Here is an 875-nt window from a genome sequence, read left to right as displayed (position 1 = left end):
TGCTGCACGTCCTGGTAGCCCTTGCCGTAGAAGTCGCCCGAGGAGGTCTCGATGATCTGCGTCTTGCGCGCTTCCTCCGCGTATTCCGGATAGTCCGCCGCCATCTTCAGCATCATCTCGGCCAGTTCGCGCACCGAGTGGATATTGCCCGGGTTGCCGATGTTGTAGATCTTGCCGCTGGCCACGCCGTTTGGATTCTCGATGATGCGCATCAGCGCGTCGATGCCGTCGGCGATATCGGCAAAGGCGCGCTGCTGGGCGCCGCCGTCGACCAGCTTGATCGGCTCGCCGCGCACGATATGGCCGAGGAACTGCGTCACCACGCGCGACGAGCCTTCCTTCGATTCGAAGATCGAATCCAGCCCCGCGCCAATCCAGTTGAATGGACGGAACAGGGTGTAGTTCAGGCCTTGCTCCATGCCGTAGGCGTGGATCACGCGGTCCATCAGCTGCTTGGAGCAGGCATAGATCCAGCGCGGCTTGTTGATCGGGCCGTAGACCAGCGGCGAGGCCTCGGGGTCGAACTCTTCATCGCTGCACATGCCGTAGACCTCGGAGGTCGACGGGAACACCAGGTGCTTGCCGTACTTGACCGCGGCGCGCACGATCGGCAGGTTGGCCTCGAAGTCCAGCTCGAACACGCGCAGCGGCTGGCGCACGTAGGTGGCCGGGGTGGCGATGGCCACCAGCGGCAGCACCACATCGCACTTGCGGATGTTGTACTCGATCCACTCCTTGTTGATGGTGATGTCACCCTCGAAGAAGTGCATGCGCGGGTGGTCGACGAGGTCGCCGAGACGGTCCGACGACATGTCCATGCCGTAGACCTCCCACGGCGTGGTTTCCAGGATGCGGCGCGTCAGGTGATGGCCGAT

At 63.2% G+C, this 875-nt stretch carries 1 protein-coding gene; it reads right to left on the bottom strand.

The window, feature by feature from the left end; translation table 11 throughout:
* Positions 1 to 875: bifunctional UDP-4-keto-pentose/UDP-xylose synthase (locus tag AC1Q6V_RS34615; protein WP_492316807.1), on the bottom strand; the 875-nt coding region annotated here is incomplete at both ends.

The organism is Cupriavidus sp. GW823-FHT07B10 (genome assembly GCF_058794355.1).
Note: the sequence above shows the minus strand (reverse complement) of the source record. Positions and strands in the feature narration are given on the sequence as shown.